The organism is Rhizobium sp. S163 (assembly GCF_030380805.1).
GTDB lineage: Bacteria > Pseudomonadota > Alphaproteobacteria > Rhizobiales > Rhizobiaceae > Rhizobium.
This window is the reverse complement of sequence record NZ_JAUDSA010000038.1, coordinates 31,573-55,598: the sequence shown is the minus strand read 5'-3', so window position 1 is coordinate 55,598 and position 24,026 is coordinate 31,573. Positions and strand designations below refer to the sequence as shown.

Annotated in this window: 24 protein-coding genes; 12 read left to right on the top strand and 12 right to left on the bottom strand. The window is 62.2% G+C overall.

Annotated features, from left to right (window positions below; translation table 11 throughout):
• Window positions 1-246 precede the first annotated feature (246 nt).
• The 3 genes from QTL96_RS29205 to QTL96_RS29195 all read left to right on the top strand — a co-directional run bounded on the left by QTL96_RS29205 (window position 247) and on the right by QTL96_RS29195 (window position 4,427).
• Window positions 247-1,155 carry a DUF4167 domain-containing protein gene (locus QTL96_RS29205; RefSeq protein ID WP_289730208.1) on the top strand — a complete coding sequence of 303 codons (909 nt, stop codon included), beginning with the start codon at window positions 247-249 and terminating at the stop codon, window positions 1,153-1,155.
• 325 nt (window positions 1,156-1,480) lie between these two features.
• Window positions 1,481-3,238: a PAS domain-containing methyl-accepting chemotaxis protein gene (locus QTL96_RS29200; RefSeq protein WP_018901549.1), complete on the top strand. Its 1,758-nt coding sequence runs from the start codon at window positions 1,481-1,483 to the stop codon at window positions 3,236-3,238.
• 457 nt (window positions 3,239-3,695) lie between these two features.
• A complete protein-coding gene (locus QTL96_RS29195; protein WP_113009455.1) occupies window positions 3,696-4,427 on the top strand; it encodes a hypothetical protein in 732 nt (243 codons plus the stop codon).
• A 206-nt stretch (window positions 4,428-4,633) separates the two neighbouring features.
• On the opposite strand, the gene QTL96_RS29190 is transcribed toward QTL96_RS29195, so the two are convergent.
• Window positions 4,634-5,410, bottom strand: a complete 777-nt coding sequence (locus tag QTL96_RS29190; protein WP_209191818.1) for a DUF3108 domain-containing protein — start codon at window positions 5,408-5,410, stop codon at window positions 4,634-4,636.
• Window positions 5,411-5,669: 259 nt separating this feature from the next.
• Between QTL96_RS29190 and rpmB the strand changes: the two genes are divergently transcribed.
• Together rpmB and QTL96_RS29180 are read left to right on the top strand one after the other, a co-directional pair.
• Complete coding sequence (gene rpmB / locus QTL96_RS29185; RefSeq protein WP_026283561.1) at window positions 5,670-5,969, top strand: 50S ribosomal protein L28; 300 nt, start codon at window positions 5,670-5,672, stop codon at window positions 5,967-5,969.
• A 114-nt stretch (window positions 5,970-6,083) separates the two neighbouring features.
• Window positions 6,084-6,722: a queuosine precursor transporter gene (locus tag QTL96_RS29180; RefSeq protein ID WP_289730207.1), complete on the top strand. Its 639-nt coding sequence runs from the start codon at window positions 6,084-6,086 to the stop codon at window positions 6,720-6,722.
• A 30-nt stretch (window positions 6,723-6,752) separates the two neighbouring features.
• Here QTL96_RS29180 and QTL96_RS29175 read toward each other — a convergent pair whose 3' ends face one another.
• On the bottom strand, window positions 6,753-7,685 hold the full coding sequence (locus QTL96_RS29175) for an AraC family transcriptional regulator (RefSeq protein WP_289730206.1): 933 nt from the start codon (window positions 7,683-7,685) through the stop codon (window positions 6,753-6,755).
• Between the two features lie 126 nt (window positions 7,686-7,811).
• On the opposite strand from QTL96_RS29175, the gene QTL96_RS29170 reads away from it, so the two are divergent.
• Entirely contained in the window at window positions 7,812-8,702 is an 891-nt protein-coding gene (locus tag QTL96_RS29170) for an SDR family oxidoreductase (RefSeq protein ID WP_289730205.1), read from the top strand.
• Window positions 8,703-8,711: 9 nt separating this feature from the next.
• On the opposite strand, the gene QTL96_RS29165 is transcribed toward QTL96_RS29170, so the two are convergent.
• The 4 genes from QTL96_RS29165 to QTL96_RS29150 all read right to left on the bottom strand — a co-directional run bounded on the left by QTL96_RS29165 (window position 8,712) and on the right by QTL96_RS29150 (window position 13,603).
• Window positions 8,712-9,719 (bottom strand): esterase-like activity of phytase family protein, encoded by a 1,008-nt coding sequence (locus QTL96_RS29165; protein WP_289730204.1) that lies wholly within the window; start codon window positions 9,717-9,719, stop codon window positions 8,712-8,714.
• Window positions 9,720-9,773: 54 nt separating this feature from the next.
• A complete protein-coding gene (gene cobT, locus QTL96_RS29160; RefSeq protein ID WP_018901557.1) occupies window positions 9,774-11,675 on the bottom strand; it encodes a cobaltochelatase subunit CobT in 1,902 nt (633 codons plus the stop codon).
• 12 nt (window positions 11,676-11,687) lie between these two features.
• Window positions 11,688-12,680, bottom strand: a complete 993-nt coding sequence (gene cobS, locus QTL96_RS29155) for a cobaltochelatase subunit CobS (protein ID WP_018901558.1) — start codon at window positions 12,678-12,680, stop codon at window positions 11,688-11,690.
• A 308-nt stretch (window positions 12,681-12,988) separates the two neighbouring features.
• Window positions 12,989-13,603 carry a J domain-containing protein gene (locus QTL96_RS29150; protein ID WP_289730203.1) on the bottom strand — a complete coding sequence of 205 codons (615 nt, stop codon included), beginning with the start codon at window positions 13,601-13,603 and terminating at the stop codon, window positions 12,989-12,991.
• Between the two features lie 105 nt (window positions 13,604-13,708).
• Between QTL96_RS29150 and QTL96_RS29145 the strand changes: the two genes are divergently transcribed.
• Complete coding sequence (locus QTL96_RS29145) at window positions 13,709-13,990, top strand: BolA family protein (RefSeq protein WP_289730202.1); 282 nt, start codon at window positions 13,709-13,711, stop codon at window positions 13,988-13,990.
• A gap of 58 nt (window positions 13,991-14,048) precedes the next feature.
• Here QTL96_RS29145 and QTL96_RS29140 read toward each other — a convergent pair whose 3' ends face one another.
• The 4 genes from QTL96_RS29140 to QTL96_RS29125 all read right to left on the bottom strand — a co-directional run bounded on the left by QTL96_RS29140 (window position 14,049) and on the right by QTL96_RS29125 (window position 17,620).
• Window positions 14,049-14,522, bottom strand: a complete 474-nt coding sequence (locus QTL96_RS29140) for a DUF2938 domain-containing protein (RefSeq protein ID WP_018901561.1) — start codon at window positions 14,520-14,522, stop codon at window positions 14,049-14,051.
• Window positions 14,523-14,595: 73 nt separating this feature from the next.
• Window positions 14,596-15,906, bottom strand: coding sequence for an HlyC/CorC family transporter (locus tag QTL96_RS29135; RefSeq protein WP_018901562.1), 1,311 nt, complete (start codon window positions 15,904-15,906; stop codon window positions 14,596-14,598).
• Window positions 15,903-17,033 carry a 3-dehydroquinate synthase gene (gene aroB / locus QTL96_RS29130; RefSeq protein ID WP_289730201.1) on the bottom strand — a complete coding sequence of 377 codons (1,131 nt, stop codon included), beginning with the start codon at window positions 17,031-17,033 and terminating at the stop codon, window positions 15,903-15,905. The genes QTL96_RS29135 and aroB overlap by 4 nt, the downstream gene beginning before the upstream one ends.
• Window positions 17,033-17,620: a shikimate kinase gene (locus QTL96_RS29125; RefSeq protein WP_289730200.1), complete on the bottom strand. Its 588-nt coding sequence runs from the start codon at window positions 17,618-17,620 to the stop codon at window positions 17,033-17,035. Before QTL96_RS29125 ends, aroB begins: the two co-directional genes overlap by 1 nt.
• 146 nt (window positions 17,621-17,766) lie before the next feature.
• On the opposite strand from QTL96_RS29125, the gene QTL96_RS29120 reads away from it, so the two are divergent.
• The 5 genes from QTL96_RS29120 to QTL96_RS29100 all read left to right on the top strand — a co-directional run bounded on the left by QTL96_RS29120 (window position 17,767) and on the right by QTL96_RS29100 (window position 21,602).
• Window positions 17,767-17,943 (top strand): hypothetical protein, encoded by a 177-nt coding sequence (locus QTL96_RS29120; RefSeq protein WP_018901565.1) that lies wholly within the window; start codon window positions 17,767-17,769, stop codon window positions 17,941-17,943.
• Between the two features lie 4 nt (window positions 17,944-17,947).
• Window positions 17,948-18,901, top strand: coding sequence for a site-specific tyrosine recombinase XerD (gene xerD / locus QTL96_RS29115; RefSeq protein ID WP_289730199.1), 954 nt, complete (start codon window positions 17,948-17,950; stop codon window positions 18,899-18,901).
• Window positions 18,902-18,963: 62 nt separating this feature from the next.
• Window positions 18,964-19,917, top strand: coding sequence for an acetyl-CoA carboxylase carboxyltransferase subunit alpha (locus QTL96_RS29110; protein ID WP_018901567.1), 954 nt, complete (start codon window positions 18,964-18,966; stop codon window positions 19,915-19,917).
• Window positions 19,918-20,123: 206 nt separating this feature from the next.
• Window positions 20,124-21,371 (top strand): murein L,D-transpeptidase family protein, encoded by a 1,248-nt coding sequence (locus QTL96_RS29105; RefSeq protein WP_112982372.1) that lies wholly within the window; start codon window positions 20,124-20,126, stop codon window positions 21,369-21,371.
• A gap of 6 nt (window positions 21,372-21,377) precedes the next feature.
• Window positions 21,378-21,602, top strand: a complete 225-nt coding sequence (locus QTL96_RS29100; RefSeq protein WP_018901569.1) for a sulfurtransferase TusA family protein — start codon at window positions 21,378-21,380, stop codon at window positions 21,600-21,602.
• A 27-nt stretch (window positions 21,603-21,629) separates the two neighbouring features.
• On the opposite strand, the gene QTL96_RS29095 is transcribed toward QTL96_RS29100, so the two are convergent.
• Both QTL96_RS29095 and QTL96_RS29090 read right to left on the bottom strand, forming a co-directional pair.
• Window positions 21,630-22,826: a GTP-binding protein gene (locus QTL96_RS29095; protein ID WP_289730198.1), complete on the bottom strand. Its 1,197-nt coding sequence runs from the start codon at window positions 22,824-22,826 to the stop codon at window positions 21,630-21,632.
• A gap of 45 nt (window positions 22,827-22,871) precedes the next feature.
• Entirely contained in the window at window positions 22,872-23,996 is a 1,125-nt protein-coding gene (locus QTL96_RS29090) for a D-alanyl-D-alanine carboxypeptidase family protein (RefSeq protein WP_289730197.1), read from the bottom strand.
• Window positions 23,997-24,026: the final 30 nt, after the last annotated feature.

Sequence of the window (24,026 nt, the reverse complement as noted above, 5' to 3'; positions counted from 1 at the left end):
GGAGAGATAGGTCAGAACGATTGTTCGTTCGAAGCTAGCTCGGCCTCGGGGGTCCACTCTCTTAAACGAGAGTTTCAAAGGTTGAAGACGACCCAATGCGTGAATCAGTCAAACTGACTTGAGAACAAGCGGCAGGTTGGCGCAAAGGCGCATTATGCTTGCGGCACGAATACCCTGAGTCGGACGAACGACCACGGTTGACGGTGCCATCACTCCACACAAACAGAGAATTCAGGTGAACGATCGATGAGGCCAGGACAGCAGAACAAACGCGGTCGCGGGCGTACCAACAATAACGGCGGCGGCGGCGGCGGAAATAACAATAACAATAACAACAATTTCAACCGCAAGGGCGGCAATCCGCTGACGCGGACCTACGACAGCTCCGGCCCAGACGTGAAGATCCGCGGCACCGCGCAGCATATCGCTGAAAAATACTCGCAGCTCGGTCGCGACGCGCAGAGCTCCGGCGACCGTGTCATGGCTGAAAACTACCTGCAGCACGCCGAACACTACTACCGCATCATTGCCGCCGCACAGGCGCAGATGCAGGAACGCTTCCAGCGCGACGACCGCGGCGAATTCGATCGCGACGGCAGTGAGCGTGATGGCGACGATATGGATGGTGGCGACAATGACGACGTCGTGGTCGTTCAGCCTCCGCGCCAGCAGCAGGAACACCAGCAGCGTCGCAACAACGATGAGCAGCCGCGCCGTCAGAATGACGAGCAGCAGGGCCGCCGTTCGGACGAACGCCGCTTCAACAACGAGCAGCGCCAGCGCCGCGACGAAGAGCAGCCACGCCGTCAGAACGACGAGCAGCCGCGCAGCGAAGAGCAGCCGCAGCCGCGCGCCGAGGAGCAGCCCCGCGAAGAGCGTCCGGCTCGCCAGCCGCGCCGTCGCGAAGAGCGTCCGGCACCGGTTGCAGTCGCTGCCCAGCCCGAAGTGATCGACGGTACCGGCCCGCAGCCGGAGATCGAAGGCATTCCGGCCGAGGTGTCGATGGACGAGGAAAGCGGTGCGGCAACGACCCGCCAGCCGCGTCGTCGTGCAGCAACCCCGCGTCCGCGCCGTCCGCGTCGCGCTGAAGGCGAAGCGGCAGCCGAAGGCGATGCCGGCGAAGCGCCAGCTTTGGCCGATGCGGCTTCGGAATAAGCCGTTACGGCTTGAAAGAAGACATGTTCAAAAGGGCGTCCCTCGGGGCGCCCTTTTTCATTGGGCGGTCGCGCGGTCCCTGAAATATAAGAAATACACTATGAGTTTTCGCAGGGTTGCGACCTTAAATTAGATATTGGTTGTATACCTGACGTTAACTCTCGCGGCTTGATCATCGGTTGTGAGAGCTTCGGTGGATGCGATCTGAGATAGTTGTTACTTGCTGTCAGGATTTGCCCCATAGATCTTCGAAGGAACGCGTTCCCGATGCCTCTCCTAACAACGCGCAACGCCAATGGCTGGCGTCGCAGGCAAGGGGATGGGAATGTTCGGTCTGGCATCTGATGCGGGATATATCCTCGGTGCGATTGCAAAATCGCAAGCAATCATCGAGTTCGATCTGAAAGGCAATGTGCTGAAGGCGAACGAGAATTTCTGCAATGCTCTCGGCTACAGCCTTTCCGACATTGTCGGCAAGCACCACAGCATGTTCTGCGAGCCGGCGCTCGCGGCATCGCAGGAGTATCGCGATTTTTGGGCCCGGCTTGGCCGGGGCGAATATGATGCCGGCGCCTACAAGCGGCTGGCGAAGGGCGGCCGTGAGATCTGGATCCAGGCCTCCTACAACCCGGTTTTCAAACACGGCAAACCGTTCAAGGTGGTGAAGCTCGCGTCCGACATCACGGATGCCAAGAACAAGGCGGTCGAGGACGCCGGCAAGCTGGACGCGATCTCGCGTTCGCAGGCGGTCATCGAATTCAAGCCGACAGGCGAGATCATCACGGCCAACGAAAACTTCTGCAACGGCCTCGGCTATTCGCTGAATGAGATCGTCGGCAAGCATCACAGCATGTTCTGCGAGCCCTCCTACGCGCGCACCGAGGAATACGCCAACTTCTGGCGCCGGCTGGCGGCTGGCGAGTTCATCGCCAACGAGTTCGTTCGCTATGGCAAGGGCGGCAAGGAGATCTGGATCCAGGCGGCCTATAATCCGATCACGGATGCCAATGGCCGGGTCTACAAGGTGGTCAAGTTCGCCACCGACGTGACGCAGCGCATGAGCGCCATCAGCCTGCTTGGGCAGGCGCTGCGCGGGCTTTCCGAGGGCGACCTGACGAAGACCGTGGAGACCGCCTTCGTGCCCTCGATGGAGCAGCTGCGGCATGACTTCAACGCGACGATCGCGCGGCTCTCCGAGACCATGAAGACCGTCGGCGAAAACGCGCATGCGATCGCGGCCGGTTCCCGCGAGATCGGCTCGACGGCCGACTCATTCTCGAAGCGCACGGAACAGCAGGCGGCCTCCGTCGAGGAGACGGCTGCGGCGCTGGAGGAGATCACCACCACGGTCAACGATTCCAGCCATCGCGCCGACGAGGCCGGCAAGCTGGTTTCCCAGACCAAGAAGGGGGCGGAGCAATCCGGCCAGGTCGTTCGCAGCGCCGTGGCGGCAATGGACCAGATCGAGCAGTCGTCCCGCGAGATCACCAATATCATCGGCGTGATCGACGACATCGCGTTCCAGACCAATCTTCTGGCGCTGAACGCCGGTGTCGAGGCGGCGCGGGCGGGCGAGGCGGGCAAGGGCTTCGCGGTGGTGGCGCAAGAGGTGCGCGAACTGGCGCAGCGCTCCGCAAGTGCGGCCAAGGAGATCAAGTCTCTGATCACCAAGTCAAGCGAGCTGGTGCGCAACGGGGTCGATCTGGTCGGGCAGACGGGAAAGGCGCTGGAGACCATCGTCAGCCAGGTCAACGACATCAATGTCAATGTCGTGGCGATTGTCGAGGGCTCGAAGGAGCAGGCGACGGGGCTGAAGGAGATCAATCAGGCGGTCAACCAGCTCGACCAATCCACGCAGCAGAACGCGGCCATGGTCGAGGAGAGCACGGCGGCGAGCCACAAGCTGGCGGCCGAGGCCGAGGCGCTGCGCGGGCTGATCGCGCAGTTCAAGCTCAGCGAGGCCTATGCCATCAGGCCACCGTCCAGGGCGGCGCAGAGCTCGCCCGCGCTGCATCTGGTTTCGCGCGTGGCAAGAGCCCACGGCATGGCGGCGCCGGTGGCGGACAGCTGGGAAGAATTCTGATCGTCATATCAGAATGATCGAGGCGGCCGGTATCGCTTGAATGCGGTGCCGGCCGTTTCATTTTGGCGCGCGAGGTAAACGATGGAATGCGTATCATTGATTGTATAAATCGGCGCTTATATTCCAGAACGGGTACACATCGCACGCCCCTGTTTCGCCTTATTCCACCTGGCCGTCTCATCCTACTGCAATCCGTCCCATTTAAGGAGGCATATGTCTCCGGTTGTGCATGTATTTTGCATTAGCTATTCATAATATGTTATCCGTCTTGCGAGGCTTACAAAACCTATACGCGAAACACATTGAAATGTTAGAATTTACGCATATTCTTGTTTTCATGTAGAGGCGGGCTGGCTTCCACTCTTGGTTACAGACCGCCGCTTCGGGAATGCGCGCTTCCCTTCATTGGTTTCGACTGCCTGGGCATTGGGCCCGGCAGCATCTCGTGGAGGTTGGAATGAACTTTAATGCATCGAAATACGCTGTTCTGGCCGTAAGTTGCGCCGCTTTGCTGGCTCCGCTGCCCGCGAGCGCCTTTGACGTCGGCGGCAGCAACGGTCTCAGCATCGGGACCACCAATGGGCTCAGCGTATCGCTCGGCGGCGCCAATGGCGTCAATGCGAATGTCGGCGGAAACGGTAATGTTGCAACCGCATCGGTCGGCGGCGCCAGCGGCGTCAATGCAAACGTCGGTAGCAACTCAAGCGGCGGCCTCGGCGTTTCGGCGTCGGTCGGTGGGTCCAGCGGCGTCGGCACGAACACCTCTATAGGTGGTGGAAGCGGTGGCGGCCTCGGCGTCAGCAACACCGCGAGCGTCGGCGGATCGCGCGGGCTCAACACGGGCGTGAACGCCAATGTCGGCGGCTCCAGCCTGCTGGGGGCGAAAGCCAAGGTAGCGCTCGGCACCAACACGCTGCTGAACCTCAATCTCGGCCTGCCGGGAACCGATGATCCGCAGAACCCGAACGACCCGACCAACGGCAACAATGGTACCAACGGCACCAATGGAACCAACGGGCGCAACAGCCTCAACAACATGAACAGCCGGCAGCTCCAGGCCTTTAACGACATGTCATCAGGTGACCGGGCGAAGATGAAGGTGCGTTGCAAGGATATCCTTGCCGGTGGCGGTGGCGGCTTCGATGGCAGCCTCGTCAAGCTCTGCAAGATGGTCATCGCGATGCGCTAATCGGGCCTCGCCCGGCGATCCGGTTGCGAGATGTCTCCCAAGCAGCGAGTATCGCGCCGCCTAATCACCAACAGGCAGGCGTGCGCGATACGCCTGCTGGGTTCCGCAAGTTCGGGACGTCGGGATCAAAGTGAGAAATACGGGTGCGGCATGATTGCCGCACTTTTCATTTGTGGGGCGCACTTAACGCGGTCCAAGCCGCTCCGTCAGCTTGCGCTGTACTTCACCGCCGTGATGGTGACCGGCCCGTATTGGGTCGGGATACGAACGAAAACGGGCGCTATGACGTTGGCTGCGTCGGCCTTGGCAAACCAGATTTCCATGCGGCTGCTCTTGCTCAGATACTCGATGTCGCTGCGGCCCTTCTTGTAGCCCGAGCGCGGCACGAAGCGCACGTTGCAGACGGTGGCCTTGCCGGTGAAGCCCTGCGTGGAGAAATCCTTCGATCCGCTGGGCGACAGCACGAGATCCATGCGCATCTCGCCGTCATAGATTGGCAGTTTCTGCGCGCAGACATTGGTGTCGGCGGGGAAGATCAGGCCGGAAATGGGATCGAGCACGGCGCGCATGTCCGAGGCGGGAACATCGACCCAATTCTGCGGCGGCTTGCGCGGGGGCTTAACGGTCGTGGAGGTGATGTTGCCGTTGGAGTAGCGGACATCATAGGTGCGGGCGCGCTTGCCGCTCTTGTAGTAGAGCAGATAATGGTCCGCCTGCATGCGGTTGCCGCGCAGCCGACCATCGACGCTGGTCTTGGCCGATATGGTGGTGACAAGATCGGCGAGGCCGGCCGAGCTGATGTCGCCGGAGACACGGTAGGTCTTGTCGTCCTCGATGCGGGTCATGAAGGCGGCGCGCGCGATGGTGATGATGCCGAGCGCAACCTTGTATTCGGTATGATGCACGACTTCAGCCGCGCCTGCCGGAATGGCCATCAGGCCCGCCAAGGCGGAAATGAAAATACGTTTGCCCCAATGAGCCATGAATTGAACCTTGTTCGGTGCGCTGGTCAGGTCGCGAGATACGGTCTATACGCCTGTCGTGGCCTTTAGAGAACAAAAGCTTTTTGACGGAATTGCGAGGCTTTTGGACTGAATCGCCGGAAAGGCCAAGGTTTGGCTTGACGCGCACGGTCTGTCTGATTATAGAACCGCAACTTTCCAATCATGGCCTGATGGATTGCAAGCTCGACTTTGCGCGGGTCGGCAATCGATGGCCGAGAAAAACAAGAATAGGTGTCCCATGTCCCGCATGTGCGAATTGACCGGCAAGGCAGTCCTCGTTGGCAACAATGTCAGCCATGCCAACAACAAGACCAAGCGCCGGTTCCTCCCGAACCTGTGCCAGGTTACGCTGATCTCCGACGCGCTCGGCCAGCGTTACCGTCTTCGCGTTTCGGCTGCTGCTCTGCGTACCGTCGAGCATCGCGGTGGTCTCGATGCTTTCCTGATCAAGGCAAGCGAAAACGAACTGTCGATGCGCGCTCGTCTGCTGCGCCGCCAGATCGTCAAGAAGACCGCTGAAACGGCTGTTGCTGCCTAAGCAATAACCGACGTTTAGCTATACGGCTTCAAAAGGCTTGCACGGTAATCCCGTTCAAGCCTTTTGCTTTGCCGGACTGTTCCTCCAACTGGTGGCATACCCCAGGATAAAAAAATGCTTCAGACGCGCTATACCCTTATCTACGTCGCCCTGATGACGCTCGTCGTCGTCTCGTCGAACTTCCTCGTGCAGTTCCCGCTGAACGTCACGTTCGCAGGCGTCAATCTCGCCGATCTGCTCACCTGGGGTGCCTTCACCTATCCGGTCGCCTTCCTGATCACCGATCTCACCAACCGTCAGTTCGGGCCGCAGGCGGCGCGCAAGGTGGTGTTTGCCGGCTTCCTCGTTGGCGTGGCGCTCTCCTTCTTCACATCGGTGCCGCGTATCGCGATCGCTTCCGGTACGGCGTATCTCGCCGGTCAGCTGCTCGATATCGCGCTGTTCAACCGGCTGCGCCGGCAGGCCTGGTGGCGCGCGCCGTTGGTCGGCTCGGTGCTGGGCTCCATGCTCGATACGGTGATCTTCTTTTCGCTGTCTTTCGCGGCCTTCTTCGTCTTCCTCGGGCCGAACGAGCCGTTCGCGCTTGAGGCGTCGCCTGTGCTCGGCGTTTTCGCCGCCGAGGCGCCGCGCTGGATTTCCTGGGCGATCGGCGATTTCTGGGTGAAGTTGCTGGTCGGCCTCGTGATGCTTCTGCCCTATGGCGCGCTGATGAGCGTGCTCAGGCCGATGCAGGGCGCACGCGCGGCCAGCTGATCCTTCATAAAGTCTAACGGCGGCGCTTCATCATGAAAGCGCCGTCGCCATTTTGGGGCGGTCGCGGACATATTGCCGGGGCGAGCATCCCATGATCCGCTTGAATGCGGTGCTGAAGGCCGCCTCGGACTCGTAGCCGAGCGACGGCGCGATGACCGAGATCGGGTCGCGCGAGTTCTCCAGCCGGTTGCCTGCCAGCAGCATGCGCCATTGCGCCAGATACTCCATCGGCGATGTGCCGACCGTTTCCCTGAATTTCTGCGCGAATGTGGAGCGCGACATGCCGGCGCGCGAAGCAAGCGCCTGCAGCGTCCAGCGTTCGGCCGGGCTGTCGTGGATCGCCGATATCGCAGCACTCATCTGCCTGTCGGCCAGCGCGAAGAGCCAGCCAACGCCGGTGTTCGAGCGATCCGCCAGATGCAGCCGCAAGGCCTGCACGAGGATCATGTGCGCGAGGTGCTCGACGATCAGGAAGCCGCCCGGCTGCGGTGCGCGTAGCTCCTGCATCATCTGCTCGACAGCAAAGCGCAGCGCCGCCTGGCTCTGCTCGTCGCGCAGGAGCACGATGGGCGGCAGCATTTTCAGCAGGATGTCGGCATGACTGCCGGCAAGGCCGAAGCGGCAGCTGACGATCGAGAAGTCGCGGCCATCGTTAAGCGAGACGATGCCATCCTTGCGTGGGCCGAGGAAGATGGCGGCGGCCGGGAGCGGTTCTAGCGAGAGATCGGTCGCAAGCCTGAACGGCCGCCCGCGCGGGAGCAGAAAGCTGTCGCCGGGGCGCAGATGTACCGGATCATCAATACCCTCGACACTGAGCCAGCAGGAGCCCGACACGATGGCGCCGCACTTGATGCCGCCATTCTGGTCTGGAAACTGGATCGCCCAATCGCCGCCCGCCTCCAGGCCGGCGGAGAGGTAGTTTTGCGGCTTCAGTAGCGAGAGCACGTTTGACAGAGGGTCCATTGAAAACTCCGGACGATCGCGAAGATATTCCGGACAATATAGCATGGTCCGTATCGGCTCAAGGCCCTAGCTTCTCTTCGACACGTCCGCATCGGCGGGCGCGTCGCAGCAAGCAAGGAGATGACCATGCGCGTTTTCGTTACCGGTGCCACCGGCTTTGTCGGCTCGGCCGTCGTTCAGGATCTCATTCAGGCCGGCCATCAGGTGCTCGGTCTCGCCCGCTCGGATGCTTCGGCCGCGTCGCTTGAAGCCACAGGGGCTGAGGTTCATCGCGGCGATCTCGAGGATCTCGACAGTCTGCGCCGGGGGGCTGATGCCTGCGACGGCGTGATCCATACGGGCTTCATCCACGACTTCTCCAAGTTCAAGGAAAATTGCGAGATCGACGGGCGCGCCATCGAGGCGATGGGCAGGGTGCTCTCGGGCACCGGCCGGCACATGGTCGTGACCTCGGGCACGGGTCTGCTGGCGCCGGGCGCTGTCGCCACGGAAGAGATGGTGGCCCCCTCGTCGTCGGCCATTCCGCGCGTCTCGGAGAAGGCCGCGCTGTCAATGGTGCCGGATGGCCTCAGCGCCTCGGTGGTCCGCCTTCCGCCCTCGGTGCATGGCGATGGCGACCATGGCTTCGTGCCCATCGTTATCGGCCTCGCGCGCGAGAAAGGCGCCTCGGCCCATATTGGCGACGGCATGAACCATTGGCCGGCGGTGCATCGTCTCGATACCGGCAGCCTCTATAGGTTGGCGCTGGAGAAGGCGCAGGCGGGGGCGCGCTACCATGGCGTGGCGGAGGAGGGGATCCCGTTTCGCGAGATCGCCGGCGTCATCGGCAAGCGGCTGGGCCTGCCTGTCGTCTCAAAGTCGACTGAAGAGGCGGCGGAGCATTTCGGCTGGTTCACGCATTTCGCGTCAATCAACAACCGGGCGTCCAGCGCCTGGACGCGGGAAACGCTCGGCTGGGAGCCCAAGCATCAGGGGCTGATCGCCGATCTTGACCGACATGCTTACTTCGAGGGCTGACGCGCCCTGTCAATGCGAGGCGGCGGTGTCGGCCGATGGGCCGGGCCGCCGCTCGTTCAGCTTGAATTCCAGCATCAGGTTGCGCTGGAGGATCGAGTGGTTGTCGTCGGAGACGAGGATGACATGGGTGCTGCCGTCGGCGGCGGTGAAGGTGTCGAGGCCTTCCATGTTGTCGATCTGGTAGCCGAAATCACCCTCTATCAATATCTCGCCATCCATGACGCTGCCGGGCTTGATATCGGCCGACTTGATGCGGCGGATGCGCATGCCGATGCCTTCAGCCATGTTGAAGCGGCGCTCCAGCAGCAGGAGGTCGCCATTCGGCAGGAAGGCGCCGTCGGTGGCGTCGAAGTCGCCGTAATGGGCAAGCGCCAGCTTACCTTTCAGCGGTCCGTCCAGGATCGCGGCATAGGCGTTGCCGTCATCGTCAAGGCTGCGCTCGGCGACGATCAGCGTGCCGCCTTTGAGCGGGCTTGATGGCGGCGAGACGGCGATCGTCTCGAAGCCGCGATTGGCGCGCAGTTGCTTCTTCTCGAAGGGGATCGGCAGCGTGTCGAGCGCGCGCGAGGTCTCGAATCCGGGATCGGGATAGAGATCGACGCGGTGAAACTGCTCATATGAGACCAGCACCTTGCCGTCCTTCAGCGCGACACCCTCGGCATCCATCAATGCCTTGCCCTCGAGGATCTTGCCGACGCGGTCGCGCATCGGCGTGATCTCGACATCGGCAAGCCCACTTAGGCTGCCATCCGCACCGCGCTCGATGCGGCCGGTCATCCAGTGGCCGGTATCGAGTACGCCGACGAAATGCTTCTGGTCATCGCGGAAGCGGATGGACGACAGCGAACCGAAGAGGCGCTTGGGGGAGACCATTTCCAGGCCGCCGACGAATTCGAAGGGCCCGAAACGCTTCTCGTCGGAGCCGATCTTGAAGTTTGAGATGATGCTGCTTCTCACTTCCGCCGCCGGCGTTTCGGCAAGGGCGGATGTGCCGGCCGCAAGGGAGGCGGCCAGCAAAAGGGCTCCAGCGAAACGGGTTCGGAACACCGGAGCCGATAGCTTCATGGGCGATCAGCCGGCGCGGCGGGCGCGTCCGCCGCGCGGTTGCGCCGCCTGGTCCTCGAAGAGCGAGGCCAGCTGTTCGGTCATGGCGCCTGCCAGCTCGTCGGCATCGACGATGGTGACGGCGCGGCGATAGTAGCGCGTGACGTCGTGGCCGATGCCGATGGCAAGGAGCTCGACCGGAGAGCGGGTCTCGATGCGTTCGATGACCGCGCGCAGGTGGCGCTCCAGGTAGTTGCCCGGATTGACGGACAGCGTCGAATCGTCGACCGGCGCGCCGTCGGAAATCATCATCAGGATCTTGCGCTGCTCACGCCGCGCGATCAGGCGGTTATGCGCCCACATCAGCGCTTCGCCGTCGATGTTTTCCTTGAGCAGGCCTTCGCGCATCATCAGGCCGAGATTGGTACGCGAGCGGCGCCATGGGGCGTCGGCGGACTTGTAGATGATGTGACGCAGATCGTTGAGGCGGCCCGGCGTCTGCGGCTTGCCGTTGGCGAGCCACTGTTCGCGCGCCTGTCCGCCCTTCCAGGCCTTGGTGGTGAAGCCCAAGATTTCGACCTTGACGCCGCAGCGCTCCAGCGTGCGGGCGAGAATGTCGGCGCAGGTTGCGGCAACCGTGATCGGGCGACCGCGCATGGAGCCGGAATTGTCGATCAGCAGCGTCACGACCGTATCGCGGAACTGCGTGTCGCGCTCCTTCTTGAAGGAGAGCGCCTGGGTGGGATCGATGATCAGGCGCGTCAGGCGGGCCGGATCGAGATAGCCTTCTTCCAGGTCGAAGTCCCAGGAGCGATTCTGCTGCGCCATCAGGCGGCGCTGCAGGCGGTTGGCGAGACGGCCGACGGCGCCCTGGAGATGGGCGAGCTGCTTGTCGAGGAAGGCGCGCAGGCGCTCCAGCTCGGCGGCGTCGCACAGTTCCTCGGCGGTGATCGTCTCGTCGAACTCCTCGGTGAAGACGTGGTAGTCGACCTTCTCGTTGAAATCGTCGAAGGGCGTGTTGGGACGGCGGGTTTCGCCTGGCGTCTCCGAGTCGTCCTCGCCCTCTTCCTGCATGTCGTCGTCGGAGATCTCGGCGCCTTCGGTCTCGCCGTCCTCCATCTGCTCGTCGGCGACTTCGCTGTCCTCGACGGGGGCGGCATCCGAGCCGGCATCGTCCTCGACATCGTCGTCGTTCTGGTCTTCGCCGCTCGGCTTGTCTTCCTCGTCCTGCTGGTCGTCAGAATCGGGATCGCTGTCGTCGTCGCCATACTCCTCGGCCATTTCCATGGCCGTGAGCATGTTGCGGATGACCTTGGAGAAGGCCTGCTGGTCGTTGATGACACCGGTCAGGTTCTCGAGATCCTTGCCGGCCTTGTCCTCGATGAAGGAGCGCCAGAGATCGAGCACCTTGCCGGCGGATTCCGGCGGCTTTTCGCCTGTCAGCTTCTCGCGCACCATCATGGCGACGGCTTCGCCGACGGGCGCGTCTTCCTGGCGTTCGATGCCGGAGAAATTGGCCTTGGCGTACTTTTCCGTCGTCATCGAGCGCAGATTGCTGGCGACGCCTTCCATGCGCAGCGCGCCGATCGATTCCACGCGCGCCTGCTCGACGGCGTCGAAGATGGCGCGGGCGTCGGAGCCCTGCGGCGCCATCGTCGCGTGCACCTTCTCGTCATGGCAGGCGAGACGCAGCGCCATCGAATCGCCGAGCCCGCGGGTCACCGCCAGCTCGTGCATCGTCGGGCGCTTGGACAGTTCCGGCAGGCGGATGCGCTCGGCGGTCATGCCCGGCCGCTCGTTGGCGAAGGTCACCTCGACCTCGCCGTCGCCGGCGATCGCGCGCACGCTGCCGGTTATCGCCCGGCGCAGCGGCTCCACGTCGACGGGTGCACCGGGCTTTGCTTTCGAATTGTCACCACGCGCTGCCATGATCCGTTAGCCTCAGGCCTCCAGGACGATGTTGGCGGCGCTTTCCTTCAGCTCGACGCCGAAGGCGCGCTGATAGTGCTCGGCAACCAGCGGACGCTCCAGTTCGTCACACTTGTTGAGGAAGGTAACGCGGAAGGCGAAGGCGAGGTCGCCGAAGATCTCGGCATTCTCGGCCCAGGTGATGACGGTACGTGGGCTCATGACGGTCGAGAGGTCGCCGTTCATGAAGGAGGCGCGGGTCAGATCGGCAACGCGGACCATCTTGGATACGGTATCGCGGCCGTTCTTGTCCTTGCCGAAGCTCTTCACCTTGGCGGCGACGATGTTCACTTCGTGCTCGTGCGGCAGATAGTTCAACGTCGAGATGATCGACCAGCGGTCCATCTGCGCCTGGTTGATCTGCTGCGTGCCGTGATAGAGGCCGGTGGTGTCGCCGAGGCCGATCGTGTTCGCCGTTGCGAACAGGCGGAAGGCCGGGTGCGGGCGGATGACGCGGCTCTGGTCGAGCAGCGTCAGGCGGCCGGAGGATTCCAGAACGCGTTGAATGACGAACATGACGTCAGGGCGGCCGGCGTCGTATTCGTCGAAGACGAGCGCGACATTGTGCTGGTAGGCCCAGGGCAGGATGCCGTCCTTGAATTCGGTGACCTGCAGGCCGTCCTTGACGACGATGGCGTCCTTGCCGACGAGATCGATACGGCTGACGTGGCTGTCGAGGTTGATACGGACGCACGGCCAGTTCAGGCGGGCGGCGACCTGCTCGATATGCGAGGACTTGCCGGTGCCGTGGTAGCCGGAGATCATCACGCGTCGGTTATGAGCGAAGCCGGCAATGATGGCGAGCGTGGTTTCGCGATCGAAGAGATAGTCGGGATCGAGATCCGGAACATAGGCGCTGCCCTGGCTGTAGGCCGGAACGCGGATGTCGGAATCGATGCCGAAGACCTCCCTGACCGAAACGGTGGTGTCCGGAAGTTCCGAGATATCAAGGTCAATCTTGCTCATCATGTCTCCAAGGCGGGTGGCCGACACCCTGCCATACTGTCTCAGCTCGTTTCGCGATCATGGCGTTGTGGTATCCCACGCGCTCATGTCTGAACGTCGGCGATGCTTCTCCGGGACTGAAACGAAACCTCGGGGGCGATCAAATCACCGCCTGCGAGCATTCTTGACGATAGTCCCGGACAAGAAACGCCGCGTCCGGAAGTGGCCGAGGCGCCTGTGAGACGAACGCGGAAAAAGGTGCCGCGGTTGCCTGCGGCCTCAGCCGATTTGGACCATACCCGATTGAAGACCAAGAGCAAGGACGGGAATTAACAAAAACCGTTCTGCTTCAATAATTGATAGGCCTGGATCACGGCGCGGAAGCGCTCTTCGGAACCACGGTCGCCGCCGTTTGCGTCGGGATGGTGCTTCTTCACCAGTTCCTTGTAGCGGCTCTTGATCTCGGCCGATGTGGCGTTGGCCGCCAGGTTCATCGTGTCGAAGGCCTTGGCTTCCAGGCTCTTCAGCTTGCGCTGCTCGGGAAAGCGCGGGCCGCTGCTCTTGTTTTCCTTGACGAAGCCGAAGGGATCGCGAACCCGCGTATAGGCGCCGGAGCGGATATCCGACTGGATCGGGCTATCCTTGGCCGACTTGTTGACGCCGACCGTCCAGGTCGGGCGGTGGCCCGTGATCGCTTCCTTCTGGTAGCGCGCGATCTCGCCGTCCGAGAGGCCGGAGAAATAGTTGTATCCCTTGTTGTACTCTTTGACGTGCTCGAAGCAGAAGAGAAAGAACTGCCCTTCGGCATTGCGTCCGACGGGAGCGCGATGCACGCCTTTCTTGTCGCAGCCGTCCCACTGACAGGACGGGGGAGCCTGTTCGGGTTCCTGCTCGCGTTTGCGGCGGGTGCGGATGCGATCGAAATATTTGGAATCAAGTCTCATGACGGCGCTAATTATGGGGCTCAGAATGGGTGAGGACAAGAATTGACAAACGGGAATGTTGCTGGCTTGGTGGGAACCTTTTTCTCAAGGCAGCAAGATCGGCTCATGACAGTTCAATCCTCCATCGAAGAGAAGCTCACCGCGGCGTTCGCGCCGGAGCGGCTTGATGTCATCAACGAAAGCCATCTTCATGCCGGCCATCACCCCGACGTTACAGGGGAAGGCGAGACCCATATGCGGGTCAGGATCGTCTCCGCGTCGTTTGTCGGCATGACACGGCTGGCGCGTCACCGGGCGATCACGGAGCTTCTGAAACCTGAACTGGATGCGGGGTTGCATGCGCTGGCGGTGGAGCCGGCGGCGCCCGGAGAGCCGGTGCGCTGGTAAGCCGACACCGCGTCATATGGGCGCGGTGCGGCGGTTTCGCAAGGATGGGCGATAGCTTCTAACGAATCAGAAGTGCCGTCGCATAGAGGCCGAAGCCGAAGACGGTGTGGGCGACGAGGCCGAGGAAGCGAACCTTGTTGGGGTTCGGCGTCTTGGACGCCGCCCAGCCGATGCCGAGGCCCGGCTGCAGCAGGAACCAGCCGCCGGCGATGGTGACGATGCCCCAGATCCAGGCGGGCAGGAAGGTCGGCGCGATCAGCCAGTATGGGCCGGTCAGGATCACCAGCATGATGCCGTAGATGATGCCGACGGCGTAGTGGAAGACCCAGCCGAGCGCGACTTCATGCTTGTAGGGTTCGGCCTTGCCGATATCGTCGTGGAAGACGGTGCCCTTGGCGAAGAGATGCCAGAGCCAGCGGCCGGGCGGTCCCCAGTTCGGTATTGCGCCCTTGGCAAGCGCGATAGACCAGATGTCCATGAGAATGGTGGCGCCGATGCCGATGGCGATCGAGCGCCAGAGAAGATCAAACATATCAAATCCATAATGATGCTGCTCGCCGGGCTCCTCCCGCAGCGCGCAATGGGTGACAAGGGGTCAGAGGAAATCAGGCGGGGTTGTTTTCGTTCTCCTCCGCCGGGCGGATACGCAGTCTGGTGATGCGGTTCTTATCGCGTTTCATGACGATGAAGCGCTTGCCGTAGAAGGTGAAGGCCTGGCGCTCTTCGGGAATGGTCATGGATTCATGGATGACGAGACCGGCGATCGTCGTCGCTTCCTCGTCGGGAAGCTGCCAGTCGAGCGCGCGGTTGAGATCGCGGATCGGCACGTTGCCATCGACCACCACCGAGCCGTCCGCCTCCTGGCGCACACCCTGCATTTCGATGTCGTGCTCGTCGGAGATATCGCCGACGATCTCCTCTAGGATATCTTCCAGCGTGACGATGCCCTGCACCTCGCCATATTCGTCGACCACGACGGCGAAGTGCTGCTTGCGGCGCAGGAAGGCATTGAGCTGTGCCTCGAGATTGGTGCTGTCAGGCACGAACCAGGGTTTCTGGGCGATCTTGATGATGTCGAGCTGCTCAGGCTCGGCGTTGCGTTCGGCCAGTGCCCTCAGCAGGTCCTTGGAATGCACGACGCCGATGATGTTGTCGGTCGTGCCGCGCCAGAGGGGCATGCGGGTAAACGGGCTGTCGAGAATGGTGCGGACGACCACTTCGGGCGGATCGTCGGCGTTGATGCAGCGCATGGCCATGCGGTGGACCATGATGTCGGAGAGCTCGAGTTCGCCAAGATCGAGCACGCCGCCGAGGCGGTCGCGGTCGGCCTTCACCACCGATCCCTCGCGATGCAATAGATCGACGGCGCCGCGCAGTTCCTCGTGCGCCGACAGCATGGAGACTTCGCGCGACAGATTGATGCCGAAGCGGGCGAGGATCCAGCGGACGATGAGATTGACGAAGGAGGAGACCGGGCCGACGATGAAGACGAAGGCCTTGACGGCCTTGGCGACGGCGAGCGCGAAACGTTCGGGGATCGAGATCGCCCAGCTCTTCGGCAGCACTTCGGCGAAGATGACGAGGATGACCGTCATCGCAAGCGTCGCCAACGCCACGCCGGAGTTGCCGAACAGGCCGAGAAAGACGCTGGTAGCGATCGAGGACGACAGGATGTTGGCGAGGTTGTTGCCGATCAAAAGCGCGCCGATCAGCCGGTCGCGGCGTTCGATCAGTTCGCGGACGATGCCGGCGCGTTCCTCGCCGTTTGCCTCAAGCGTGTGGATGCGGCTGCGCGATACGGCGGTCAGCGCCGTCTCGGAGCCGGAGAAGAAGGCGGACATGAGGACGAGGGCCACGATGGAAACGATTTCCGGCCAATATGCGGAAAGAAATGCCAGCGTGCCTTCGAGGGTCATTGCGGGTGTTTTTCCTTGAGGAAGCTCAACACTTCGGATGCCGGGACGTCGTTGGCGACGAAGGACTGGCCGATGCCGCGGGTGAGGATGAAGGTGAGCTTGCCGCTCTTGACCTTCTTGTCCTGCGCGATCGCGTCCATCAGCACTTCGGCCGGCGGCAGCGTGCCCGGGATTTGGGACATGCGGGTCGGGAGGCCTACTTCCTTCAAATGATGCTCGACGCGCTTTGCATCGTCAGGGCTTGCGAGGTTCATGCGGGCCGAGAATTCGTGGGCGAGCACCATGCCGATCGCAACGCCTTCGCCATGAACGAGACGGCTGCTGTCATAGGCGGTGGCGGCTTCCAGCGCGTGGCCGAAGGTGTGGCCGAGATTGAGCAAAGCGCGCTGGCCGTTTTCGTGCTCGTCGGCGACGACCACGTCCGATTTCGCCTGACAGCTTGCGGCGATCGCCTCGATGCGGGCGGCGCCGCCGGAGAAGACGGACTGCCAGTTGTTTTCAAGCCACGTGAAGAAATCGGGCTTGTCGATCAGGCCGTATTTGGCGACTTCGGCGTAACCGGCGCGGAATTCGCGTTCGGAGAGTGTGTTCAGCACATCGCTATCGGCCAGCACGAGGTCGGGCTGGTGGAAGACGCCGATCAGGTTCTTGCCGTGGCGGCTGTTGATGCCGGTCTTGCCGCCGACGGAACTGTCGACCTGCGACAGCAGCGATGTCGGGATCTGCACGAAGCGCACGCCACGTCTGATAATGCCGGCAACGAAGCCGGAGAGGTCACCGATGACGCCGCCACCGAGCGCGATCACGTAATCGTTACGCTCGACGCGGGCTTCCAGAACCTTGTCGCAGGCGGTGATCAGATGCTCGAAGCTCTTGGTCTTTTCGCCGGCCGGCAAGACCAGCGAAGACGAGGCGATGCCCGATGCCGTCAGGCTCTCGACGAGGGCGCTCAGATAAAGCGGCGCGACGTTCTCGTCGGTGATGATGGCGGCCTTGCGGCCCTTGAGACGGGCGGCGATCTCGGCGCCGGCGCGCGCGATCAGGCCGGGGCCGATCAGGATGTCGTAGGCGCGGTCGCCCAGCGGCACGTGAACCTTGCATTCGGCAGAGGCGGCAATCGCATTCATCAGGCTGCACTTTCGGTTCTGCTGTCGATCACGGCTTTCAGCACTTCGTCGGCCATCACTTCCTTGCGCACATCGCGCGACAAGACGGTGAGGTCTGCCTGCTCGTAGATCGGGTATCTAGCGTTCATCAGGTTTTCGAGCGTCTGCCTGGGATTTTCAGTCTTCAGCAGCGGGCGGGTGTCGCGCTTGTTGACGCGCTGCCAGAGCACGTCGAGATCGGCCTTCAGCCAGACCGACAGGCCGCCTCTCTTGATATGTTTGCGGGTACGGTCGTTGATGAAGGCGCCGCCGCCGGTGGAGACGAGGCGCGGGCCGCCCTTCAGCAGCCGCTTCATCACCCGGCCCTCCAACGCGCGGAACTCGTCCTCGCCGTAGGCTGCGAAAAGCTCGCTGATCGACATGCGCGACACGCGCTCGATTTCCGCATCGCTGTCGATGAAGGGGATGCCCAGCTGGGTGGCGACGATGCGGCCCACCGACGATTTGCCGGCGCCCATCAGACCAACGAGGATCAGATTGCGCGAACCGAGCGCAGCACGAGCTCTGTCCCTCAGGCTATCGGCAACGATCAGAACTGGGTCGTTCATTGGTCCATTCACACTTTGTTTGCGAACGGTATCAACAAATGCAGGTGTAGCGTCAAGTCAGAGGTAAGGGAATCATGGTTCAAAAGCTGCTTCTTGCACTTGCAAACGCGCTTCTTCATAAAGAAGCAAAGCCATGGAGTTGTTGAATGCCGAGCCTGTTCCGATTTCTCGCCATATTGGCGGTCATCGCCGGAGCGATATACGGAACGATGTGGGCGCTCGTGACTTTCGTCGAGCCGAAGGAGCGCGACGTGACGATCCGCATTCCATCCGAGCGGATCAATCCGCCCGCCACCGGCGCGATCAGCCCGGCGAAGAAGTGACGCGATGAGGGATCTCAGCCGCGTTCAGGTCGAGTCCTTTCTCGAAATGATGAGCGCCGAGCGGGGTGCCGCGGCCAATACGCTTTCCTCTTACGAACGCGATCTCGACGACCTGCATTCCTTCCTGAACGCCAGAAGCGTGCGGCTGACCGAGGCCGCGTCCGCCGATCTCTCCGCCTATCTGGCATCGCTCGCCGCGCAGGGATTCAAGCCCTCGTCGCAGGCGAGGCGGCTGGCAGCGATGCGGCAGTTCTACAAGTTCCTCTATGCCGAGGGGCTGCGCACCGACGATCCGACCGGCATTCTCGACGCGCCGAAGAAGGGGCGGGCGCTGCCGAAGACGATGGGTGTCGACGAAGTCGGCCGGCTTTTGGAGAAGGCAGAGGAGGAGGCGCAGGACGAGGCGCCCGGGCAATTGCAGCGGCTGCGCATGCTGGCGCTGCTGGAGCTGCTTTACGCCACCGGCATGCGCGTCAGCGAGCTGGTATCGCTTCCTGCCCGTGTGCTCGACCAGGAAGGGCGCTTTCTGATCATCCGCGGCAAGGGCAACAAGGAGCGGCTGGTGCCGCTGTCGCAATCGGCGATCGCTGCACTGAAGCTCTATGGCCGGAAGCTGGCTGAAGAGGCGGCAAAAGCCGAAAATCCACAGGAAAGCCCGTGGCTGTTTCCGGCGGCCTCGAAAGAGGGGTATCTCGCCCGGCAGGTCTTTGCCCGCGACCTCAAGAACCTGGCGATCCGGGCGGGGCTTACCCCATCGATGATCTCGCCGCACGTGATGCGGCACGCCTTTGCCAGCCATCTGCTGGCCAACGGCGCCGATCTGCGCGTGGTGCAGGAACTGCTTGGCCATTCGGACATTTCCACCACGCAAATCTACACGCATGTGCTGGAAGAAAGGCTCCAGCAACTGGTCCAAACGCATCACCCCCTTGCCAAACAGGCGAAAAAGCAGGATTAGGACCGGCGACAAGGGCAGCCAAAAGACAAATGCCCCGGGCACAAGGAACGGAAACGCACCTCATGCACAATTATCTCGACTTCGAAAAGCCGATCTCCGACCTCGAAGGCAAGATCATCGAATTGAAGAAGATTGCCTCGGAAGACGAGAGCATCGACACATCCGATGAAATCGGCAGGCTCGAAGTTCGTGTTCGCGAAGCGACGGTCGAAATCTATTCGAAGCTCAACGCCTGGCAGAAGACCCAGGTCGCGCGTCATCCGCAGCGGCCGCACTTCGTCGATTATGCCAAGACGCTGTTCCAGGAATTCACGCCGCTGGCCGGCGACCGCAAGTTTTCCGAGGATGCCGCGATCCAGGCGGGCCTCGCACGCTTCCGCGGCCAGCCTGTTGCCGTCATCGGCCAGGAAAAGGGCAACGACACGAAGAGCCGCCTGAAGCACAATTTCGGCAGCGCGCGCCCCGAGGGCTACCGCAAGGCGATCCGCGTGCTCGAGATGGCCGACCGCTTCGGTCTGCCCGTCATCACGCTGGTCGATACGGCTGGTGCCTATCCCGGCGTCGGCGCCGAAGAGCGCGGACAGGCGGAAGCCATCGCCCGCTCGACGGAAATGTGCCTCGGCCTCAAGGTTCCGATCATCTCCGTCGTTATCGGCGAAGGCGGTTCGGGCGGTGCTATCGCGATCGCCACCGGCAACCGGGTCTACATGCTCGAGCATGCGATCTACAGCGTGATCTCGCCTGAAGGTGCGGCCTCCATCCTGTGGCGCGATTCCGCGCGCGCCAAGGAAGCGGCCACCAACATGAAGATCACGTCCGACGACCTGAAAGCGCTCGGGATCATCGACGGCATCATCGGTGAACCGCTCGGCGGCGCGCATCGCGATCCTGACAGCGTGATCGCGTCGACCGGCGATGTCATTGCCAATGCGCTCGGCGAAATGGCGAGCCGCACCGGCGAGCAGATCCGCAACGATCGCCGCCAGAAGTTCCTGAACATGGGTCGCAACCTGTAACAGGGTTGCGAAGCAGGCTTGGGGGAGGCCGCGGATTGCGGCCAAACCTTGGCCACATTAGTGTTATCAATAGCTTTTGTGCTTGCGGGGGTCGTGGGTGCGCGGCATGGTCGTTAAGGTTTTATAAACCAGATTGGGCCAATGATTCGCTTCACTTCGAACCCGTTCAACGGATTGGGTCGCATCTCGTAATTGGGCTAGATTGAATGCGCTTTCGTCATTTTGCCTATGTTTCCCTGATGGCGCTGGCCTTGGCCGGCTGCAACGACGCGTTGGAAACCACGCAGATCGACCTGTCCAAGGTCAAGAACAAGGTCGAACAGCCGCTTCCGCCGCGCATCCTCAACGAAATGGCCGCGAAGAGCATGGATCGCAATTCGCCGATCCTGATCCGCATCTTCAAGGAAGAAGGCCAGCTCGAGATCTGGAAGGCGAAGACGGACAACCGTTACGACAAGATCGCCAGCTACAAGATCTGCGCCTGGTCGGGCCGTCTCGGTCCCAAGGTGAAACAGGGTGACCGGCAGGCGCCGGAAGGTTTCTACAACCTGACCAAGGCGAACCTGAACCCGAACTCGAAATATTATCTCGCCATCAATACCGGCTTTCCGAACCGCTATGACGCCGTCAACGGCCGCACCGGCACGGATCTGATGATCCACGGCGCTTGCTCGTCGTCGGGCTGCTATTCGATGACGGACGAGCAGGTGCTCGAGATCTACGCATTCGCGCGCGATGCCTTCAAGGGCGGCCAGACGGGCGTGCAGCTGCAGGCCTTCCCGTTCCGGATGACGGCCGAGAACATGTTCAAGCACCGGATGAACGAGAACTTCGACTTCTGGAAGATGCTGAAGGTCGGCTACGACAATTTCGAAGTCACCAAGCGTCCGCCGGAAGTGAATTTCTGCGAGAAGAAATACGTCTTCAACCAGCAGTCCTCCGGTGCGTTCAATCCCGGCGGCAAGTGCCCCGAGATGTCGACGCCGCCGGCGCTGACGGCAGCGCTCGCCTCCTACGACAAGACCTATGAGCTGGCCTACACCAAGGCGTCGAAGGAATTCGACGGCATGGCGTGGTACGATCCTTCGGAAGCCGAGCGCAAGGCCGTCGTTGCCAAGCAGCGCAAGGGCCGCGAGCTCGCCTATGCGCCGACCGGCACCTCGCTCGAGGCCGGCAAGATGATGAAGGTCGCCGATCTCGAAGGCATGGCTGCCGCCAAGACGGCGACCACGGTTGCGGCCAACACGGTGACCGGCTCGACACCTTCAGATGCCACCGCTGGCGTGAAGACGGCGGATGCCGCGATCGTCAACCCGGCATCCGTGCCGGTGCCGACGCCGAACCCGATGGAATCCGCTCCCACCACCGCGACGGCTTTCGCGCCTGTCGAGCAGCCGGAATCGGTCGAGGTCGCCTCCAAGAAGCCTTTCTGGAAGTTCTGGGGCCGGGATTAATCGCGCGTGAGCGCTATCTCCTATGATCTGCGCGGGCTGAAATGCCCGCTGCCCGTCATCAAGACACGCAAGAAGATGTCGTCGCTGCCATCAGGTGCGACGATCCGTGTCGAGACGACCGATCCCTTGGCGGGGATCGATATTCCGCATTTCTGCCACGAGGATGGTCACGAGCTGATCGAGACCGAGAAGACCGAGAGCGGTCACCGTTTCCTGATCCGCAAGCGATAGCTCTAAAAACGCATTCCAGCGGAATGGTTAAAAGCGCATTCCTGGGATTGCCAGCGGGTTGTCGTTGAGGGCCGTGCGGTCGGCGGTGTCGATGCGCGGCTTGCCGAGGAAGGCGTCGAACAGGTCCTTGACGAAGGCTTCCGGCAGATCCTTGGTGATCAGCACCATGCGGGTGCGCCGGTCTTCGGGATCAGGCCATGCCGGCAGGCGGATCGGCGGGTGGAAAATGCTCTGCACGCCATGCAGCACCAGCGGCCGGTCGGGACGATCCGACATCGCAACGATCGCCTTCATCCGCAACAGCTTTTCGCCATGGGCCGAGCGCAGGAGATCGACGAACATGTCGAGCGCCATCGGGTCGATCGGCTTGTCCTCGACGATCGAGAAGGAGCGGATCGAGGCGTCGTGACGGTTCACGTCGTGCGCGTGCTGATGGTCGTGGTGATGGTGGTGATCATGATCATGGTGGTGATGCCCATGATCGTGGTCGTGGTGACCATGATGATGATGGCCGTGATCGTGCCCATGGTGATGATCATGATCGTGGGCGTCTTCGTCACGCAGCCAGCGGCCGACATCGGCGCTCTTGGTGGCGGGATCATAAATGCCGTTGACGAGGGTGGCGGCGGTGCCGGTTTCGGCGTCGTCGGCATCCATCAGCGCGGCGCGCGGGTTGAGTGCACGCAGGCGAGCTTCAAGCTTTTCCAAGATAGCGGGGGAAGCCAGCGTCTTCTTCGATATGATAAGGCGATCGGCGACGGCGGCCTGCTTGACGGCTTCCACGTGGTTGTCGAGCGTCTGCAGACCGTTGGCGGCGTCGACGACGGTGACGACGCCATCGAGCGAGAAGCTTTCGGCGATGATCGGATTGCCCATGATCGCCTGCATGACCGGCGCCGGATCGGCGAGACCCGTGGTCTCGACGACGACGCGCTTCACCGGCTTGACGCGGCCGGTCTGGATCGCGTCCATCAGGTTGGCGAGCGTATCGACCAGTTCACCGCGCACGGTGCAGCACAGGCAGCCATCCGACAGCTCGATGATCGCATCGCCGGAGCTTTCGACAAGCAAATGGTCGATGCCGACATCGCCGAACTCGTTGATGATCACGGCGGCGTCCTTCATGGCCGGATCCTTGAGGATGCGGTTCAGAAGGGTCGATTTGCCCGCGCCGAGAAAGCCGGTGAGGATGGTGACCGGAATGCGATCCGCGACTGCGCTCATGCCTGTATGCCTTGGATATGTTTATGCTTTGGAGGTCTGCAAGCCTTAGAAGCCAGAGGTGGGGCGCGGGGTCGGGATCGGCACATTGGCGATGTCGCCGACGCCGGCGGCCGTCGCCAGCTTGTCGGGCTGCGGGTCGTTCTGACCGGGGATCAGGCCGGCATAAACGAAGTTCGGCTCATGATCCATTTCCTGGATATAGGGCGAATGGATCTTCATGCGGCCCACCTCGTCGCGCGTTTCGCTGCGGATCTTGGCGCCCTTGGCGCTGCAGATCTCGGCCGTGAGGTCGGCGACTTCCTGGGTTTCGCCATAGGGCTTCAGCGAGCCCAGCGTATCGTTGCCTGTCGGCTGCGTGGTGAAGCCGCGCTGCAGCATGTCGGCGGAAGCGTCGGCACGGGCGGCGAGGCTGTCTGTGCCGAGCACGACGGAAACCAGCGTGCGGCCGTTGCGGGTGGCCGAACTGATCTGGTTGAAGCCCGATGCGCAGATAAAGCCGGTTTTCATGCCATCGGCGCCGGCGAAGCGGCCGATCAGCATGTTGATGGCGGGGATGTTCTGCTTGCCCGTGGTGATCCCCTCCAGCGAGAAGTAGCTCGCATATTGCGGGAAATCGCGGCGCAGCGCGACCGACAGGATCGCGAGATCGCGCGCCGTCGTGTACTGGCCCTTTCCGGGCAGGCCGTTTGGATTGACGAAGTGGGTGTCGTTCATGCCGAGCTTGGCGGCTTCGGCGTTCATTCTGAGAACAAAAGCGTCCTGCGTGCCGCCGACTGCTTCGGCCACGGCAACCGCGATATCATTGGCGGACTTGACGATCAGGATCTTCAGCGCGCTGTCGAGCGTCAGCTTCTGGCCCGGCTTGAAATACATCTTGGCCGGCGGCTGGGCGGCGGCGGTCTTGCTCATGACGATCGGCGTATCGACGCTGATCTGGCCGGAGCGGATCGCATCGAAGGTGGTGTAGATGGTCATCAGCTTGGTGAGCGAGGCCGGATACCACTTGCGGAAGGCATCCTCATGCTCAAGCACGCGGCCGCTCTGCACATCGACCAGGATATGCGGATTGGCATAGGCCTGCGTCGTCGCGGAAAAAGCGATGGCGGCTGCGGAAGCGGCGATGGTGATCGGCCGCAAGGCGGCAAGCAGGCGTTTCTGGCGCGTCGACACGGTTTGTCCTTAAAGATGTCCTGATGTCTC

Bases quoted from the DNA above. Each gene is read 5' to 3' on its own strand.
- QTL96_RS29205 (WP_289730208.1), top strand. From the start codon at position 247: ATGAGGCCAGGACAGCAGAACAAACGCGGTCGCGGGCGTACCAACAAT.
- QTL96_RS29200 (WP_018901549.1), top strand. From the start codon at position 1,481: ATGTTCGGTCTGGCATCTGATGCGGGATATATCCTCGGTGCGATTGCA.
- QTL96_RS29195 (WP_113009455.1), top strand. From the start codon at position 3,696: ATGAACTTTAATGCATCGAAATACGCTGTTCTGGCCGTAAGTTGCGCC.
- QTL96_RS29190 (WP_209191818.1), bottom strand. From the start codon at position 5,410: ATGGCTCATTGGGGCAAACGTATTTTCATTTCCGCCTTGGCGGGCCTG.
- rpmB (WP_026283561.1), top strand. From the start codon at position 5,670: ATGTCCCGCATGTGCGAATTGACCGGCAAGGCAGTCCTCGTTGGCAAC.
- QTL96_RS29180 (WP_289730207.1), top strand. From the start codon at position 6,084: ATGCTTCAGACGCGCTATACCCTTATCTACGTCGCCCTGATGACGCTC.
- QTL96_RS29175 (WP_289730206.1), bottom strand. From the start codon at position 7,685: ATGGACCCTCTGTCAAACGTGCTCTCGCTACTGAAGCCGCAAAACTAC.
- QTL96_RS29170 (WP_289730205.1), top strand. From the start codon at position 7,812: ATGCGCGTTTTCGTTACCGGTGCCACCGGCTTTGTCGGCTCGGCCGTC.
- cobT (WP_018901557.1), bottom strand. From the start codon at position 11,675: ATGGCAGCGCGTGGTGACAATTCGAAAGCAAAGCCCGGTGCACCCGTC.
- cobS (WP_018901558.1), bottom strand. From the start codon at position 12,680: ATGAGCAAGATTGACCTTGATATCTCGGAACTTCCGGACACCACCGTT.
- QTL96_RS29150 (WP_289730203.1), bottom strand. From the start codon at position 13,603: ATGAGACTTGATTCCAAATATTTCGATCGCATCCGCACCCGCCGCAAA.
- QTL96_RS29145 (WP_289730202.1), top strand. From the start codon at position 13,709: ATGACAGTTCAATCCTCCATCGAAGAGAAGCTCACCGCGGCGTTCGCG.
- QTL96_RS29140 (WP_018901561.1), bottom strand. From the start codon at position 14,522: ATGTTTGATCTTCTCTGGCGCTCGATCGCCATCGGCATCGGCGCCACC.
- QTL96_RS29135 (WP_018901562.1), bottom strand. From the start codon at position 15,906: ATGACCCTCGAAGGCACGCTGGCATTTCTTTCCGCATATTGGCCGGAA.
- aroB (WP_289730201.1), bottom strand. From the start codon at position 17,033: ATGAATGCGATTGCCGCCTCTGCCGAATGCAAGGTTCACGTGCCGCTG.
- QTL96_RS29125 (WP_289730200.1), bottom strand. From the start codon at position 17,620: ATGAACGACCCAGTTCTGATCGTTGCCGATAGCCTGAGGGACAGAGCT.
- QTL96_RS29120 (WP_018901565.1), top strand. From the start codon at position 17,767: ATGCCGAGCCTGTTCCGATTTCTCGCCATATTGGCGGTCATCGCCGGA.
- xerD (WP_289730199.1), top strand. From the start codon at position 17,948: ATGAGGGATCTCAGCCGCGTTCAGGTCGAGTCCTTTCTCGAAATGATG.
- QTL96_RS29110 (WP_018901567.1), top strand. From the start codon at position 18,964: ATGCACAATTATCTCGACTTCGAAAAGCCGATCTCCGACCTCGAAGGC.
- QTL96_RS29105 (WP_112982372.1), top strand. From the start codon at position 20,124: ATGCGCTTTCGTCATTTTGCCTATGTTTCCCTGATGGCGCTGGCCTTG.
- QTL96_RS29095 (WP_289730198.1), bottom strand. From the start codon at position 22,826: ATGAGCGCAGTCGCGGATCGCATTCCGGTCACCATCCTCACCGGCTTT.